Raw genomic sequence first — 12,983 nt, 5'->3', positions numbered from 1 at the left:
GCGATCATGCCGCCTGCCACGGCGCCGGCCGGACCCGCGCCGTGGCATCGGGTTCCAGGGTGAACACCGCCACCGACCCGGTCAGTGCGTGCGCCTGCTGCTCCAGCGCGCGGCTGGCGGCGGTGGCTTCTTCCACCAGCGCCGCATTCTGCTGGGTGACCTGGTCCATCTGCACTACCACCTGGTTGACCTGCTCGATGCCCGCGGCCTGTTCCTTGGTCGCCGCGGCGATGTCGCTCATCAGCTGGTTGGTGCGCGAACTGGCCTGGGTCAGGCGGGCGATCGCCGCTTCGGACTGCACCGTGACATTCAGCCCGGTCCTGACGTTGGCGCTGGCGTCGTCGATCAGCTCCTTGATCTCCTTGGCCGCGGTGCCGGCACGCTGGGCCAGGGTCCGGACCTCGGTGGCCACGACCGCGAAGCCGCGCCCGTTCTCGCCGGCGCGGGCCGCTTCCACCGCAGCGTTCAGCGCCAGGATGTTGGTCTGGAACGCGATGCCGTCGATGACCGAGGAGATCTCGGCGATGCGCGCCGAGGACTGGTCGATCTGGCTCATCACCGCCGCCATCTGCGCGATCGCCTGCTCGGTCGCCTTGACCGCGGCACCGGCTGCATGGGCTTCAAGGTCGGCCTGGTTGGCAAGTTCGGCGTTCTGCCGGACCGTGGAGGTCAGCTCTTCCATCGACGCGGCCGCCTCCTCCAGATTGGCGGCCTGCTGCTCGGTGCGGCGCGACAGGTCATTGTGGCCGGCCGCCAGTTCCTGCGCGGCATCGTTGATGCTGCCGGCCGCGCCCTGGATCTGACGCACGATGCCGGTCAACTGCCCGGCGGTCGCCGTGGCATCGTCGCGCATCTGCGCGAACACACCTTCGTAGTGGCCCACCATCCGCGCGGTCAGGTCGCCGGTGGAGATCGCGCGCAGCACCTGCGACAGGTCGGCGATGCTGCTCTGTGAGCTGGCCATCATGCCGTTGAGCTGGGCCACCATGGCCCGGAACTGGAACTGGAAGGCCTGCTCGCTGCCGCGCACCGAGAAGTCACCGGCACGCGCGGCGGCGGCCAACGTCTCGATCTGCTGGTTGATCGCCATCAGGCTGTCCTTGACGTTGGCCATGGTGGTGGTCAACACGGCCTTCTCGCCGGGGTAGCTGTCCAGGTCGCGACTGAGGTCGCCGATCGCGTAGCGCTGCATCACCTCGACCATGTGGAACTCGACGGCGACGTGGGACCCGACCAACGCGTTCGTGGCGTGGATCATCCGCCCGAAATCGCCGGGGAAGGCCGTCTCATCCATGCGATGGCTGATGGCCCCGGCTTCATGCTGACGCGCCATGTCCAGCTGCGCGGCGATGGCGCCCTGGACGCTCTGCCGAACCGTGGCCATCGCGTTGCCGAGCTGGGTGATCTCATCGCGGCCGCCCAGATCCACGTCGTGGGCCAGATCACCCTTGGCCATCCGGTTGGCCAGACCGACGGCGCGGGCCAGCGGACCGGTCAGGCTGCGGCTGATCAGCACGGAGGCGGCGATGCCGACCACCAGCGCGATCGCCCCCAGCACCAGCAACTGCAGCAGGGTCCGCTCACCCAGCCGGATCGCCTCGGCAGCGGCCTGGCGGCTTTGCTTTTCCTCGTAGACCACGCCATTGCTGAGCGCCTGGTTCCAGCCATTGGCCGCCTGCTGCACGGCGCCGAGGGTGAGCGCCGTGGCACCGGCAACATCGCCCTGCTGCAGCTGTTCGCTCATCTGCTTGTTGAGCGGACGCGCCACCGCGCGGGCCGCCGCGATGGCCTCGCCGATGGCCTTGTCCTCGGGTTGCGTGGGCAGCGCCTGGTAGGCGGCCCAGCTGGCTTCATAGCGCGCGACCAGCGCGGCGATGCGCGCTTCGTCATCGGCCAGACCGTCGCCCTGGCGGATCAGCATCTCCCGGCGCACGACCATCATCTGGTTGTTGGCATCGAGCATGTCCGAGAGCAGCCTCACCTTGGTCACGTTGACCTCGACCACCTGCTGCATCGCGCGCTTCTGCACGGCGCTGCCGGTCGCGCCGGTGGCCACGACGGCCGCCACCAGCAGCAACAACAGGCCAAAACCCATACCTAGACGCCAGACGACACTGACGTTGCGCAGATAATTCATGAGACATCCAAAAACGTGGGGGGTGGGCTGGTATCGGCGCCAGGGCCAGCGGCTTGACCGACTGCCGTGATCACGCTGTGAATGGATTCACCTTAGGCGCGCCGTAGGCGGATTCCCGTACGCCACTCAGCCGCGCGTCAGGGTTTTCACGGCGAGTGCGCACACCGGGCAGGCATGGTGGAAACACGTTCCCGCTGGAGTTGCCGATGTCCCTTCGCCTGCACCGAATCGCCCGCCTCACCGCGCTCGCCCTCGCCTTGGGAGCGTCCTCCGGCTGGGCGGTCGCACAGACGGCACCCGCGCCCACTCCCACTGACACGGCCACCGCCAAGACACCCGTGGCGACCGGCGTCCGCTCTGATCTGCACGCGCAGGTGCTGCTGGATCGCGCCCATTTCTCGCCGGGGCAGATCGATGGCGAAGTCGGTTCGAACCAGAAACGCGCGGTCTCCGGCTTCCAGGCCGCGCGAGGATTGAAGGTCACCGGCGAACTGGACGATGCGACGTGGAAGGCCCTGCAGCCGGACAGCGCTCCGCCCCTGGTGCGCTATACGCTGACCGCCGAGGACGTTGCCGGCCCGTTCAACCCCGTGCCGAAGGGCCCGGCCGAACAGGCCAAGTTGAAAGCGCTCGGCTTCGGCTCGGTGGAAGAAGCGCTGGGCGAACGCTTCCATGCCTCGCCGGAACTGCTGAAAACCCTCAACCCGGGCGTGGACCTGGGCAAGGCCGGCAGTGTGATCCAGGTACCGAACATCTCCGTCACGCCGCTGGCCAAGGCCAGCAAGCTGGTGATCGACAAATCCGACTCGACGCTGCGCCTGTTCGATGCCGAGGGCAAGGTGTATGCGCAGTTCCCGGTTTCCTCGGGCAGCAAGCATGACCCGCTGCCGATCGGGAAGTGGAAGATCCTGGGCATTTCGCGCGATCCGACCTTCCACTACAACCCCAAGCTGTTCTGGGACGCCAAGGCCGGTGACAGCAAGGCGGTGCTGCCGCCCGGCCCGAACAACCCGGTCGGCGTGGTCTGGATCGATATCTCCAAGCCGCACTACGGCCTGCACGGCACCCCGGAGCCCGGCCACGTTGGCAAGACCGAATCGCACGGCTGCGTGCGCATGACCAACTGGGATGCGCTGCAGGTGGCCGACGCCGTGGATGCCTCCGTGCCGGTCGTGATGCAGGAGTAAGCAGATGAAGATCCTGCGACTGCTGGCGGTGGGCCTGGTCATCGGCGTGGTCGGGTATTGGCTGCTGGGGCCTGGCCCCTCTGCCCGCCTGGGAGCCGCCGAGCCGGCCAAGATAGGCTCGGCCACGAGTTCCACCCGCGCCGCACTCGATGCGCCACCGCCACCTGCTGCCACCCCGGCCCCGACGCCGGTACCGATCCAGACCACGCCCACACCGCCCGCGCCTGACGCGGGCGGTGCCGCACCGGCACCGGCAAACGCGGCCGGGGCCTTGCTGCTCCCGGTGCAGGGCATCGGTGCCGAGCAACTGCAGGACACCTTCACCGATGCACGCAGCGAAGGTCGCGTGCACGATGCGATCGACATCCTTGCGCCAAACGGCACGCCGGTGCTGGCGGTTGCCGATGGGACGGTCGAAAAGTTGTTCGACAGCGTGCGGGGCGGGCTGACCGTGTACCAGTTCGAGCCGAGCGGCCGCTACTGCTACTACTACGCGCACCTGGACCGCTATGCCGACGGTCTGGCCGAGAAGAAGACCATCAAGCGTGGCGAGGTGATCGGCTATGTCGGCAGCACCGGCAATGCCAGCCCCGACGCGCCGCACCTGCATTTCGAGATCCACGCACTGGGCCCGGAAAAGCAGTGGTGGAAAGGCGAATCCATCAACCCCTATCCGGTGCTGAAAGGTCAGCAGGCGCTCTGATCAACGGGGGCCGGGGGTAGCGTCCCGGATCGCCCGCGCCAGTTCCCAGGCACGGCCGCGCAGCGCATCCAGGCGATCATTGAGTTCGCCAGCGTCTGCCTTCCACTGGAAGCGGCCGTTGCTGTAATCCTGGCCAAGCGCGAGGTCGTTGAAAGACCCCATGCCACCGTAGGCGCGCAGCAGGCTTTCCGGCGCGCCGGGATTGCCCTGCTCGAGCTGGGTGATGACGCGCCGCATCCAATCCGCCCAGTGGGGTTCGCCGTCGCCGCGCAACAGCACTTCAAGCTCGGATACCACCGCATGCAGGGCGAGGTTCGCGCTGCTCATGCCGATGCCCGCCTGATCTCCCGTTTCCATGCCGCCCCGGTGTCTCGTTGAGTGGCTGCACAGCAATGCCATGGTGTCGATGGCGCGGGCGCGAACGTTGCGGTCAGCTGCCCGGGGCGCACTCAGTAAAACTACTGGCGCGAATGCGGGAAATTGCCGTTGTCGTGGTCATCCACGCGGCGGACACTGGGCCCTGACGGCACGCCCTGCCCGTTCTGGAGAAGACCGTGACGATGTCCGCGCCCCGTATCGCCCTGCTCGCGTTGTCTGGCGTACTCGCAGCAGGTGCTGCCGCGGCGCAGGACCTGCCTGCCACCGCATCGGACCGCTTCGCGATGCTGGATCGCAATGGCGATGGCAAGGTCAGCCGTGATGAGTATGACGGTGACGCGTTCTTCCGTGTGGTCGATGCGGATCACAACTACCGCGTGAGCGTCGATGAAGTGCAGGCGGTGCTGGGGCCGCAGCGTGATGGCGAGTTCTCGGCAGCCGAATGGGTACGCATTGCCGACCAGAACGGTGACGGCGAACTGAGTGCCGAAGAGATGCGCCGCTCCTCGGAGATGCGTTTCCAGCGGCTGGACGCGAACCAGGACGGCAACCTGGAGTTGTCCGAAGTACGGATGGGCATCGGCCAGCGCTGAGGCGCCCCCACCACGAAAAAGCCCCGCTTTCGCGGGGCTTTTCCTGCACCTTCAGGCACTACCGGGCATGCCCGGCACGCCCGCGCCTGATCAGGCGAACGGGTCCTGCAGGACCATGGTGTGGTCGCGGTCCGGGCCGGTCGAGACGATGCTGACCGGGCAACCGGCCAGCTCTTCCAGCGCGCGCAGGTAAGCGCGGGCGGCCGGCGGCAGGTCATCCCAGTTGGTGATGCCGTGGGTGTTCTCGGTCCAGCCCGGGAACTCCAGGTACACCGGCGTGCATTCTTCCCAGCCCTGCGCGTCCAGCGGCGCGTACTCGGTACGCTTGCCACGGTATTCGTAGGCGATGCAGACCTTCAGCTTCTCCATGCCGTCGAGCACGTCCAGCTTGGTGATGCACAGGCCGCTGATGCCGTTGATGGCCACGGCGCGCTTGAGCGCGACGATGTCCATCCAGCCGCAGCGACGCGGGCGGCCGGTCGAGGCGCCGTATTCGGCACCGCGGTCGCGGATGCCCTGGCCGACTTCATCGTCCAGCTCGGTCGGGAACGGGCCACCGCCGACGCGGGTCGCGTAGGCCTTGGCGATGCCCAGCACGTAGTCGATCGCATCGGCGCCGACGCCGGCACCGGCCAGTGCACCACCCACGGTGGTGTTGGAGCTGGTGACGTACGGGTAGGTGCCGTGGTCGATGTCCAGCAGTGCGCCCTGGGCGCCTTCGAACAGCACGCGCTTACCCTGCTTGCGCAGGTCGTGCAGGATGCCGGCGACGTCGGACTTCATCGGCTCGACGTATTCGCCGAAGGCCAATGCTTCGTCGTAGGTCTTCTGGAAGTCGACCGCGTCGGTATTGAGGTACTTGGTCAACACGAAGTTGTGGTAATCCAGCGCGGTGCGCAGGAGTTCTTCCAGCTGGGCCGGGTAATGCAGGTCGGCGATGCGGATGCCGCGACGCGCCACCTTGTCTTCATACGCCGGGCCGATGCCACGGCCGGTGGTGCCGATCGCCTTGCCGCCGGCAGCGCGTTCGCGCGCCTGGTCCAGGGCGATGTGGTACGGCATGATCAGCGGCGCGGCCGGCGAGATCTTCAGGCGCGAACGCACTTCCACGCCGGAGGTTTCCAGCTCGGCGATTTCCTTCTGCAGCGCGGCCGGCGAGATCACCACGCCGTTGCCGATCAGGCACAGCGCGTCTTCGCGCAGGATGCCCGACGGGATCAGGTGCAGCACGGTCTTCTTGCCATTGATGACAAGGGTGTGGCCGGCGTTGTGGCCGCCCTGGAAACGCACTACGGCACCGATTTCCTCGGTGAGCAGATCGACGATCTTGCCCTTGCCTTCATCGCCCCACTGGGCACCAAGCACTACGACAGACTGACCCATGACGGGCTCCTCATATGTTGCGGCCATCGGGGCCGCGGACGGGTAAACCGTGGCAGGGCTGGCCAGCGCGGTGATGGCGGCTCCAAACGGGGAGCGGCCGGCGATGGAAGGCCCAGACACGGAAAAAGCCGAACGGGGAGGCCCGTCCGGCTTTTTTGCATTATCCGGGTTTCCCTGGGCAGGTGCCACCCCGCTGGCGGCCCGTGTTGGCAACCGGTCAGGACGGGCCCACCGGGTAGTGCCGGCCAGCGGCCGGCACCACGGGGTCAGGGGCCGGGCAACGCCCGGCGCTATGCGTGACGGATCCACCAGAGCGTGGTCAGGCCGGCCAGCAGGATCACCCCGCCCCACGCACGCAGGGCGCTGCCGCGCAGCATCAGCAGCTGTTCGGCCATGCGCTTCCAGGCCAGCGGGGCGGCGAACAGGAACAGGCCTTCCAGCACGGCGACCAGGCACAGCGCCGAGAACAGATCTTTCATGACATCTCCACCAACAAAACGGGGACCCGGTCTGCACCGGGTCCCCGTGGATGACTACCGACTGCGGCCTCAGCGATCGCTCTTGAGGTACTGCAGGAACGGGTCGTTCTTGTCGAGCACGATCACGCCGTTGCCGTCGGTCATGGAGCCACGGTAGGCCTCCAGGCTGCGGTAGAAGGCGTAGAACGACGGGTCGGCCGAGCCGGCCTTGCCATAGATGCGGGCGGCATCGGCATCGCCGGCACCGCGCAGCTGCTGGGCGTCGCGCTCGGCTTCGGCCACGATCACGGTGCTCTCGCGGTCGGCCTGGGCACGGATGGTCAGCGACTGCTCTTCACCCTCGGCGCGCAGCTTGGCTGCTTCCTGCTTGCGCTGGGCGCGCATGCGCTCGTACACATCGTTGATCACCTGGCTGTCGGTCGGCAGGTCGATCTGCTTGATGCGCAGGTCGATGATCTGCATGCCGAGCGCCTTGACCGACTCGTTGATGCCGGTCAGCTGGTTGGCGATCAGTTCGCTGCGATCCCCGGAGACCAGCTGCTGCAACGAACGCGAGTTGATCTGGTTGCGCAGCGAGTCGGTGATGATCGGGGCCAGACGGGCGTTGGCCACGCGGGCATCGCCGCCGGTCGCACGGAAGTACGCGCGCACGTCGGAGATGTAACCGATGGCGAAGAAGTCGACGCTGACGTCCTTCTGCTCGGCGGTGAAGTAACGCGCCGGGGCGGTATCTAGCACCTGGAAGCGGCGATCGAACACGCGCACCGTCTCCACCAGCGGCACCTTGAAGTGCAGGCCCGGCTTGATGTCCGCACGGACCACCTTGCCCAGGTTCAGCACCATCGCGGTCTGGTCCTCACGGACCACGTAGACCGAACCCAGCAGGCCGAGCAGGACCGCTACGGCCAGACCAATCCACAGTGAACTTCTCATCGGCTGCCCTCCTCACGACCGGTCGGGCGCGTCGTCGGACGCTCCGCATTGCGAACGCCATCCACGGCCGTGCTGGCAGGCAGCGACGGCAGCATGACTTCCGGGGTCACCGCCGGAGCGGCGTTGGTGCTGGTGCGGGTGTCGCCCGGCATCGGCACGTAGATCAGCTGGCGGCCATCGCCGCCGATGATCTTGCGGTTCTCCGAGAGCACCGTCTGCACCGTTTCCAGCCACAGGCGCTTGCGGGTGACTTCCGGGGCGTCCTTGTACTGGGCCTGCAGCAGGCTGAAGCGCTCGGCATCACCCTCGGCCTTGGCAACCACGGCCTGCTTGTAGCCTTCAGCGGTGGTCCGGGCCCGCGAGGCCTGGCCGCGCGCTTCCGGGACCACCTTGGCCGCATAAGCCTGGGCTTCGTTGATCAGACGCTCCTTGACCTGCTGGGCACCGTTGACCTCGTCGAAGGCCGGCTTGACCTCCTCGGGCGGGCGGGCATCGGGCAGGGTCAGGCCGGTCACCGACAGACCGGTGCGGTAGATGCCGAGCGAGGCCTGCAGGCGCTCTTCGGCGGCCACGGCCAGCGGGCCACGGTTGTTGAGCACGTTGTTGAGGTCGGCACGACCCACCTGCTCACGCACCGCGCTCTGCGCGGTCTGCTCCAGCACCTGGTCGGCATCGACCGAGCCGAACAGGTACAGGCGCGGATCATCGATGCGGTACTGGACGTTGAGCGAGACGTTGACGATGTTCTCGTCGCGGGTCAGGACCGGCACCTGGCTGCTGAACGTCTTGATCTCGGTGGCATTGACCTTGGTGACCGATTCCAGCGGCCAGGGCAGCTTGAAGTTGGGGCCAGGCTGCAGGATGCGATGGAACTGGCCGAAGCGCAGGACCACACCGCGTTGCTGTTCGCCGATCAGCTGGAAGCTGGAGAACAGCAGCAGCAACACCGCAGCCACCGCGACCCACCGCAGGATGCCGCCATCGAACAGGTCTTTCAACGGACCGGGCAAACCGCCCCAACCGCCGCCATTGCCGCCACCGCGAGGACCGAACGGCCCACGTCGATTCTCGTCGGGGCCTTGTCCGCCCTTGTTGCCGCCGGGTGTATTCCAGGCCATGCACGCTCCATCAAGGTAAGGTTGCCTGCGGGCCACTCCCGCACCGTCAACCGTTAAAACGTTGTCGATTCTACTAGATGGGGCAGATCGACAGGATTGGAAGGGGTCACGCATCTCCGGGAACGATTCATAACCACAGCGGGTAAGGTAGTGGTTTCCCCCCGTCAGGCATCTTCATGGCAATTCCCGACCGGTTCAACGCCTTCCGCATCCACCAGGACGATACCGGCTACCACGCCGGGCTGGAACCGATCGGGCTGGCGCAGCTCAACCCGGGCGAGGTGGTGATCCGCGCGCACTGGTCCTCGGTCAACTATAAAGATGCGTTGGCTGGTACCGGCAAGGGCAGGATCCTGCGGCGTTTCCCGCTGGTCGGCGGCATCGACGTGGCAGGCACGGTGGTGGCCTCGACCGATCCGGCCTACCGCGAGGGTGATGCGGTGCTCGCCACCGGCTGCGGGCTGAGCGAGACCCGCGATGGCGGCTACAGCCCGTATGTGCGCCTGGCCGCCAGCGCGGTGATCCGGCAACCGACGGGACTGACCCCGCGCGAGGCGATGATCCTGGGCACGGCCGGCTTCACCGCCGCGCTGGCCCTGGTGCGGATGCTGGACAACCGGCAGACCCCTGCCCACGGGCCGCTGGCCGTGACCGGGGCCACCGGCGGGGTCGGCTCGCTGGCGGTGGACATCTTTACCCGCGCGGGCTTCGAGGTGCATGCGATCAGTGGCAAGGCCGACCAGGCCGACTATCTGCGTGGCCTGGGTGCGCGCGAGGTCCTGCCGCGTGAGGTGCTGGCAACCACCCGCCCGATGGAGTCGGCGCGCTTCGGCGGTGGACTGGACAACGCGGGTGGCGCGATGCTGACCAGCCTGCTGGCCCAGACCGTGCCTTACGGGTCCGTGGTCAGTGCCGGCCTGGCCGCCAGCGCGGAGCTGGAGATGACGGTGATGCCTTTCATCATCCGCGGCGTGTCGCTGATCGGGGTGTCCTCCTCCAGTGCACCGCGCGAGCTGCGCGAAGCGGTCTGGGAAAAGCTGGGCGGCGCGTGGAAGCCGGCGCATCTGGCCGCCATCTGTACGGGCGAAATCGGGCTGGATGGCCTGCCGGCGGCGTTCGATACCCTGCTTGCCGGCGGCAACCACGGCCGCACGGTGGTACGAATCGACTGAGCGTGGCAGCCGGGCGACGGACGGCACGCCCGGCGCTTCACGACGGCGCGATGCCCGCACTACACTGCGGGCATCACACGGGGAACACCATGGCACGCATTCTGATCGTCGACGATTCACCGTCGCAGCTGTTGGGGATACAGCGGATCGTCGAGAAACTCGGGCACCAGATCCTGACCGCCACCGACGGCGCGGCCGGGGTGGAAGCGGCCAAGGCCGAGCTGCCCGATCTGGTGCTGATGGACGTGGTGATGCCCAACCTCAACGGTTTCCAGGCGACCCGGACGCTGGCCCGCGACGCCTCGACCAGGCACATTCCGGTGATCCTGGTGACCACCAAGGACCAGGACACCGACCGCATGTGGGGCATGCGGCAGGGGGCGAAGGCCTACATCACCAAGCCGTTCTCCGAAGACGAGCTGTCGGAGGTGCTGGAGCGCGTTTTCAGCCACCAGGAACCGCCGACGGCGTGATGCCGATGCCTCACACCTTCTCGCCGAAGGCCTTGGCCAGCGCCTTGTAGGCCTTCTTCTGCGCCTCATCGGTGGGCGCCGGTGCGATGATTTCCAGCTCCACGATCTGATCGCCATCCGGGTTGCCCGGCAGGCCACGGCCACGCAGGCGCAGCTTGCGCCCGGCATCGGACTCGGCCGGCACCTTCAGGTCCACCGCACCGCCCAGGGTCGGCACGCTGATGCTGGTGCCCAGCGCCGCCTGCCACGGGGTCACCTGCAGGGTGTACAGGATGTTGCGGCCATCCACCTCGAACTGCGGGTGCTCGGCGTACTCCACTTCCAGCAGCAGGTTGCCGCCACCGGTGCCCTGCCCTGTCAGGCGGATCACCTGGCCCGGGCGGATGCCCTTGGGCACGCGCACATCCAGCTGCTTGCCGTTGACGTTGATGCGCAGGCTGTCGCCCTGGTAGGCGGCCTCCAGCGGGACCGACAGCTTGGCGCGGGTGTCGCGGGTCGGCTGCGGGCCCTGGCTGGCACCGCCGAAACCGCTGGCACGCCCGCCGCCACCGCCGCGCTGGCGCGCGAACAGGCTTTCGAAGAAATCGCTGAAGCCGCCGCCACCGGCGCCGCCCCCGAACACCTCCTCGAAATCATAGCCCTGCCCACCGCCGTAGTTAGGCGGGGTATGGAACTCCTCGCCGGGCCGGTAGCCCTGCGCCTTGAGCTGGTCATAGGCCGCGCGCTTCTGCGGATCGCGCAGCGCCTCATACGCCTCGTTGACCGCCTTGAATTTGTCCTCGGCCCCGGCTTCCTTGCTCACATCCGGGTGGTACTTGCGCGCCAGGCGGCGGTAAGCGGTCTTGATCTCAGCATCGCCCGCGGTGGGTTCCACCCCGAGCGTGGCGTAGTAATCCTTGAATTCCATCCAAACACCTCGACTAAGTTCGGCCACCCGCGTGGGCGGGCGCCGTCCGCGCAATTCTAGCTGCTGCGGGTCGGCCCACCGTGACGCCGGAGGCGAATGATCCTGCGCAATGCGGCGGACATCCCGGGCGGCTACGCTGCCCCCGTGGCCCGCCTTTCCCACTGAAGATGGGTCTGCACGGCCGGTTTTCAACATGTTGACATGGCCATCCCATGCCCCTCACTACCCTGCCTGTGTCCAAGGAGTCCGCATGACCATCCACGTTGGCGACCGCATTCCCGAAGTCACCCTCAAGCGCATCCGCGAGGGCATGGAGACCATCGACACCCATGCCCTGTTCGACTCGCGCAAGGCGGTGCTGTTCGGCGTGCCCGGCGCATTCACCCCGACCTGTTCGGCCCGGCACCTGCCCGGCTTCATCGAGCAGTTCCCCGAATTCCGCCACCGCGGCATCGAGGTGTTCTGCATGGCGGTCAACGACCCGTTTGTCATGAAGGCCTGGGGCGAGAGCCAACAGGTCCCCGAGGGGCTGCAGATGCTGTCCGACGGCAATGGTGAATTCACCCGGGCGCTGGGCCTGGAAATGGATGCCAGCAGTTCGGGCATGGGCACGCGCTCGCGTCGCTTCGCGCTGTATGTGGAAGACGGTGTCGTGCGCGAAACCTTCATCGAGGAACCCGGAAAATTCGAGGTGTCTTCAGCGCAGTACGTGCTGGAGCATCTCCCCCGCTAGACCCACGCAACAAAGGAAACCGGCCAGCCATGTCCAAGCCAGCCAACAAGCAACACAACGCCGCTCCCGACAACGCCCGTCCGCCGGGCATCAGCGACACCGCGACCCTGCGCGCCAAGGCCCGCAAGGATATCGAAGACGGCGCGATCACCGACAGTTACAGCGCCGACCGCGAGGCGGTGATCAAGCTGCTCAACGATGCGCTCGCCACCGAATACGTGTGCGTGCTGCGCTACTACCGCCATTACTTCATGGCCAAGGGCATGCTCGCCGACGCGATCAAGGCCGAGTTCCTGGAGCATGCACAGCAGGAACAGGCGCACGCCGGCAAGCTGGCCGAACGCATCGTGCAGCTCGGCGGCGAACCGGACCTCAACCCGGATACGCTTACCGCGCGCTCGCACGCCGAGTACAAGGAAGGCAGCGACCTGCGCGACATGGTCCGTGAGAACCTGATCGCCGAACGCATCGCGATCGACAGCTACCGCGAGATGATCAACTTCGTGGGCGACAAGGACACCACGACCAAGCGCATCCTCGAAGAGATCCTCGCCCAGGAAGAGGAGCACGCCGACGAATTCGCCGATCTGCTCGACGGCTGGATCGGGGAGTAACCCCGGCCACGTACCGGCTCCTCGAAGAATCCGAACAGACGTGTAGTGCCGGCCGCTGGCCGGCTACTCGAAGAATCCGAACAGACGTGTAGTGCCGGCCGCTGGCCGGCTCCGCACAGGATCCGAACGCACTGCGATGCCGGCCAGCGGCCGGCACTACCGGCGTCTTCGCG

14 protein-coding genes are annotated in these 12,983 nt (G+C 67.1%); 7 read left to right on the top strand and 7 right to left on the bottom strand.

The window, feature by feature from the left end; translation table 11 throughout:
* Positions 1-4: 4 nt before the first annotated feature.
* Entirely contained in the window at positions 5-2,137 is a 2,133-nt protein-coding gene (locus ORK51_RS12365; protein ID WP_266085079.1) for a methyl-accepting chemotaxis protein, read from the bottom strand.
* A 206-nt stretch (positions 2,138-2,343) separates the two neighbouring features.
* On the opposite strand from ORK51_RS12365, the gene ORK51_RS12360 reads away from it, so the two are divergent.
* Together ORK51_RS12360 and ORK51_RS12355 are read left to right on the top strand one after the other, a co-directional pair.
* The gene (locus ORK51_RS12360; protein ID WP_266085078.1) at positions 2,344-3,324 is read left to right on the top strand and encodes a L,D-transpeptidase family protein; all 981 of its coding nucleotides are present in this window, start codon (positions 2,344-2,346) and stop codon (positions 3,322-3,324) included.
* 4 nt (positions 3,325-3,328) lie between these two features.
* The gene (locus tag ORK51_RS12355; protein ID WP_266085077.1) at positions 3,329-4,027 is read left to right on the top strand and encodes a M23 family metallopeptidase; all 699 of its coding nucleotides are present in this window, start codon (positions 3,329-3,331) and stop codon (positions 4,025-4,027) included.
* Here ORK51_RS12355 and ORK51_RS12350 read toward each other — a convergent pair whose 3' ends face one another.
* Positions 4,028-4,354: a DUF6966 domain-containing protein gene (locus ORK51_RS12350; protein ID WP_266085076.1), complete on the bottom strand. Its 327-nt coding sequence runs from the start codon at positions 4,352-4,354 to the stop codon at positions 4,028-4,030.
* A gap of 233 nt (positions 4,355-4,587) precedes the next feature.
* Here ORK51_RS12350 and ORK51_RS12345 point away from each other — a divergent pair, with 233 nt between their 5' ends.
* Positions 4,588-4,998 carry an EF-hand domain-containing protein gene (locus ORK51_RS12345; RefSeq protein ID WP_266085075.1) on the top strand — a complete coding sequence of 137 codons (411 nt, stop codon included), beginning with the start codon at positions 4,588-4,590 and terminating at the stop codon, positions 4,996-4,998.
* 90 nt (positions 4,999-5,088) lie between these two features.
* Here ORK51_RS12345 and ORK51_RS12340 read toward each other — a convergent pair whose 3' ends face one another.
* From ORK51_RS12340 to hflK, 4 genes are all read right to left on the bottom strand, one after another.
* Complete coding sequence (locus ORK51_RS12340; RefSeq protein ID WP_019183490.1) at positions 5,089-6,381, bottom strand: adenylosuccinate synthase; 1,293 nt, start codon at positions 6,379-6,381, stop codon at positions 5,089-5,091.
* Between the two features lie 290 nt (positions 6,382-6,671).
* On the bottom strand, positions 6,672-6,860 hold the full coding sequence (locus ORK51_RS12335; protein WP_266085074.1) for a DUF2065 domain-containing protein: 189 nt from the start codon (positions 6,858-6,860) through the stop codon (positions 6,672-6,674).
* Positions 6,861-6,929: 69 nt separating this feature from the next.
* Positions 6,930-7,793 carry a protease modulator HflC gene (gene hflC / locus ORK51_RS12330; protein ID WP_019186091.1) on the bottom strand — a complete coding sequence of 288 codons (864 nt, stop codon included), beginning with the start codon at positions 7,791-7,793 and terminating at the stop codon, positions 6,930-6,932.
* Positions 7,790-8,911 carry an FtsH protease activity modulator HflK gene (hflK, locus tag ORK51_RS12325; protein WP_070471393.1) on the bottom strand — a complete coding sequence of 374 codons (1,122 nt, stop codon included), beginning with the start codon at positions 8,909-8,911 and terminating at the stop codon, positions 7,790-7,792. The genes hflC and hflK overlap by 4 nt, the downstream gene beginning before the upstream one ends.
* A 176-nt stretch (positions 8,912-9,087) precedes the next feature.
* On the opposite strand from hflK, the gene ORK51_RS12320 reads away from it, so the two are divergent.
* Together ORK51_RS12320 and pilH are read left to right on the top strand one after the other, a co-directional pair.
* Positions 9,088-10,083, top strand: a complete 996-nt coding sequence (locus ORK51_RS12320; RefSeq protein WP_266085073.1) for a YhdH/YhfP family quinone oxidoreductase — start codon at positions 9,088-9,090, stop codon at positions 10,081-10,083.
* 89 nt (positions 10,084-10,172) lie between these two features.
* On the top strand, positions 10,173-10,556 hold the full coding sequence (gene pilH, locus ORK51_RS12315; RefSeq protein ID WP_019186088.1) for a twitching motility response regulator PilH: 384 nt from the start codon (positions 10,173-10,175) through the stop codon (positions 10,554-10,556).
* Between the two features lie 10 nt (positions 10,557-10,566).
* Here pilH and ORK51_RS12310 read toward each other — a convergent pair whose 3' ends face one another.
* On the bottom strand, positions 10,567-11,463 hold the full coding sequence (locus tag ORK51_RS12310) for a DnaJ C-terminal domain-containing protein (protein WP_019186087.1): 897 nt from the start codon (positions 11,461-11,463) through the stop codon (positions 10,567-10,569).
* A 250-nt stretch (positions 11,464-11,713) separates the two neighbouring features.
* Between ORK51_RS12310 and ORK51_RS12305 the strand changes: the two genes are divergently transcribed.
* Both ORK51_RS12305 and ORK51_RS12300 read left to right on the top strand, forming a co-directional pair.
* A complete protein-coding gene (locus tag ORK51_RS12305) occupies positions 11,714-12,196 on the top strand; it encodes a peroxiredoxin (RefSeq protein WP_019186086.1) in 483 nt (160 codons plus the stop codon).
* A gap of 29 nt (positions 12,197-12,225) precedes the next feature.
* The gene (locus tag ORK51_RS12300; RefSeq protein WP_070425699.1) at positions 12,226-12,810 is read left to right on the top strand and encodes a ferritin-like domain-containing protein; all 585 of its coding nucleotides are present in this window, start codon (positions 12,226-12,228) and stop codon (positions 12,808-12,810) included.
* Positions 12,811-12,983 lie beyond the last annotated feature (173 nt).

Origin of the sequence: Stenotrophomonas sp. RIT-551, from assembly GCF_026241915.1 — a bacterium.
In the GTDB taxonomy this organism is placed as follows: domain Bacteria; phylum Pseudomonadota; class Gammaproteobacteria; order Xanthomonadales; family Xanthomonadaceae; genus Stenotrophomonas; species Stenotrophomonas bentonitica_A.
The sequence above is the reverse complement of the archived record's forward strand: the minus strand, read 5'-3'. Positions and strand labels throughout refer to the sequence as shown.